Here is a 3,128-nt window from a genome sequence, read left to right as displayed (position 1 = left end):
CCCCACAGCACGTCTACAAAACGTCACCGATCACAACGTAGCGTGATCTCTGCGCGGCCCTGACTTTACCCGTTATCAAATTTCCGGTGTACGGAAAGTAAAGGGGGAATGGCTGGATGGTTGTGGCTGCCCCCTTCTGTGCTGTTCCCGTGCCTCCGGCACGTTTCTTACTGCAACGATCACACGATTAACGATCGTACGGTTATTGCGTGGTTATTGCACAGGGATTGCTTGTTTATTGTGGTGATGTTGAATCGGGTCCGCCGAACGTGGACCGTCCACTGGTTCCCGGGCCCGATGTGGCTCCTCTGGTACGTGGATCGGCGGTGAGGTGGCCCGATCGGCACGGACAGCCGGCCCGGTCCGCGCCGATCGGTTGCGAACCCCGTGCGGGGGGATGGTGGTGTCCGTACCGTCCATGCACGCCATTCTCAACGACGATCCGGATCTTACCGACGATCCGGGCGAGTTGGGCGGCGCCAGGGATGTCGTCGAGCTGGGAGGCCTCCGATGATGACCGTCGCACAGTCCCATGTCCGGCTCTCCCGCGCCGCCGGGTGGCGCAAGCCCGACGACGTGGTCGTGGTCGCCCGGCCGACCCGATGGGGCAATCCCTTCGACCAGCGCGAGTGGGGGCGGTCCGCGGCGGTAGAGCTGTACGCGGCGTGGATGACTGGCAATGGGCCGGATGTCCGGTACGACCGGTCCGGTCGCCGCTACTCGCGGTCGGAGCGGCTCGCCGAGTTGCCCGACCTGGCTGGTAAGCGGTCGGCCTGCTGGTGCCCGCCGGGCGAGCCCTGCCATGCCGACGTCCTCGCCGCCCTTGTCGCCGAACGGGTGCGATGAGGGCGACTGTGAAAGCACCGTCCAAACGCCGGGCCGCGTGAAGATTGCCCCGCGATACGACACGTGTCCATCGTGCTGTCGTAGGACGCGTCGGCTTGTCCGGTGGTCCGGTCGCACGCCTGGGACCACTTCATGGCATGCTCGGTTTCGATGGCATGAGGATGTGTCAGCCGTTCGTCCCCCGGGACGGCGGGTCTGGGCACCTTCCGCGGCGTCCATGGGGTATATGGATGGACGCCCGGGCATGTCGTCCCGTAGGCCGGGTCCTCATCGTGGAGGTTTGTTGTGAAGCGTGTCGGAGCGATTGTTCTGTTGGTTGCCCTGGTTGGTGGCGGGTTCCTCTTCCGTCGTCAGCGCGGCAAGCAGGACGCGTAGCCTCGCGTCGTCCCTCGGGTCGCGGGAGATCATCCGACCCGGGCGGCTTGTGACGGTCCGCGACGAGCCGGTGTGAACTCGGGGCTGACCCGGAAACGCCGGTGTTGCGGCGGGGCGAGCTGCCCGATGTCCGGGCATGGCCGAACCTAGACTCCGCCTGTGCATCGGTTTGACGCGCAGACTGCCGATCTCGTCCGCGCGATATGTGACTTTGCCCGCGTCCGGCTCGGATTCGATCCGGTACCGCTGGACGCGCCATTGTCATGGGACGAGTTGGCGGCGGCGGTGGGATCCACGATCACCGCCGAGGGCATCGGTGGCCGTCGCGCCCTCGAGGTGTTCGACGAGGAGCTGTCCCGCGCCTGCATCTCGACGGATCATCCCCGCAATCTCGCCTTCATCCCGGCCGCCCCGACTAAGGCGGCTGTATTGTTCGATCTGGCGGTCGGGGCGTCATCCATCTACGCGGGCAGCTGGATGGAGGGCGCGGGCGCGGTCTTCGCGGAGAACGAGGCGCTGCGATGGCTGTCGGACCTCGCGGGCTTCCCCGCCTGCGCCGGTGGGCTGTTCGTACCGGGGGGCACCGTCGGCAACCTGTCGGCGCTGGCCGCCGCCCGGCATGCCGCCCGGAGCCGGTTGACCGCCGCCGGTCGGCCGACTCCACCGCGATGGCGGTTCGTCTGTGGGGCCGAAGCGCACTCCTCCCTCTACCAGGCCGCCACGGTGCTCGACACCGAGGTCGTCGTCGTGCCGACGGATGACGCCGGACGACTGACCGGCCAGCTGTTGGCCGAGGCGCTGGACCGGCTCGCCGAGCAGGACGGCGCCCAGGCCGTCGACGGCGTGTTCGCGGTGGTGGCGACCGCAGGGACCACCCAGTTCGGCACCGTCGACGACATCCGCGGGGTGGTGGACGTCTGTCAGGCCCGCGGGTTGTGGGTACATGTGGACGGCGCCTACGGGCTGGCCGCGCTCGCCGCCGCATCGACCCGCTCTCTCTTCGACGGGATCGCCGAGACCGACTCGTTCATCGTCGATCCGCACAAGTGGCTGTTCGCGCCGTTCGATGCCTGCGCGCTGGTGTATCGCGATCCGGCGCTGGCCCGGGCGGCGCACGGCCCGCAGCGGGCCGGCTACCTTGAGGTCCTGGATTCGGCGGGGGCCTGGAACCCGTCGGACTACGCCATCGGGCTGTCCCGGCGGGCCCGCGGGCTGCCGTTCTGGTTCTCGCTGGCGACGCATGGCACCTTGGCCTACGGCCGGGCCATCGAGTCCACGCTGGCGACCGCCCGGGCGGCCGCGCTCCAGATCGCCGCGCTGCCTTACGTCGAGCTGGTGCGGGAACCGCAGCTGTCGATTGTGGTGTTCCGTCGGCTGGGTTGGCAGGCCGCGGACTACCAGCGGTGGAGCGAGAACCTGCTGCGGGACGGTTTCGCGTTTGTTCCGCCCACCGTGCACGAGGGCGAGACCGTCGCCCGGTTCGCTATCGTCAACCCCCGGACCACCGTTGACGACATCGGCGCGATCCTCGCCACGATGGCCTGATCCTCGCCGCGATGGGCTCCCTCTCCCCGCCGTCCGGTCTCCCTGCCGGCCCGGCGCCCGGGCTTGATCCTCCGGGACCGCTGTGCGGGCCCGGCCAGCCGCTACTAGAGCCGGCGTTCCAGGCGCGGGAGCATCGCGGCTGGTTGGCCGACTGGGCAGCACGCGAAGAGCGAGACGTGCCGCTAGGGCGGTGGAGGTGGGATTTGAACCCACGGAGGGGTTGCCCCCTCACACGCTTTCGAGGCGTGCGCCCTCGGCCACTAGGCGACTCCACCGCAGATTAGCTTACCGGACGTCGCGAGAGTCCGGTTCGCCGGGGTGTGTAGGGGTCCGACGGCGCCGAGACGCCGCCACGCTCGCCC

2 protein-coding genes and 1 tRNA gene are annotated in these 3,128 nt (G+C 68.8%); 2 read left to right on the top strand and 1 reads right to left on the bottom strand.

The window, feature by feature from the left end:
* The first annotated feature begins 510 nt into the window (after positions 1-510).
* Together AC08OX_RS16480 and AC08OX_RS16475 are read left to right on the top strand one after the other, a co-directional pair.
* Positions 511-846: a DUF4326 domain-containing protein gene (locus tag AC08OX_RS16480; protein WP_476608634.1), complete on the top strand. Its 336-nt coding sequence runs from the start codon at positions 511-513 to the stop codon at positions 844-846.
* Between the two features lie 534 nt (positions 847-1,380).
* Positions 1,381-2,766: a pyridoxal phosphate-dependent decarboxylase family protein gene (locus AC08OX_RS16475; protein ID WP_476608633.1), complete on the top strand. Its 1,386-nt coding sequence runs from the start codon at positions 1,381-1,383 to the stop codon at positions 2,764-2,766.
* Between the two features lie 188 nt (positions 2,767-2,954).
* On the opposite strand, the gene AC08OX_RS16470 is transcribed toward AC08OX_RS16475, so the two are convergent.
* Positions 2,955-3,041: transfer RNA gene (locus AC08OX_RS16470), tRNA-Ser, on the bottom strand.
* Positions 3,042-3,128 lie beyond the last annotated feature (87 nt).

The sequence above is a fragment of the Frankia sp. CoBUL1 genome (assembly GCF_978021245.1).
This window is presented reverse-complemented; position numbering and strand designations above follow the sequence as displayed.

Excerpts from the sequence above, each read along its gene's own strand:
- AC08OX_RS16480 (WP_476608634.1), top strand. The coding sequence starts at position 511 with ATGATGACCGTCGCACAGTCCCATGTCCGGCTCTCCCGCGCCGCCGGG.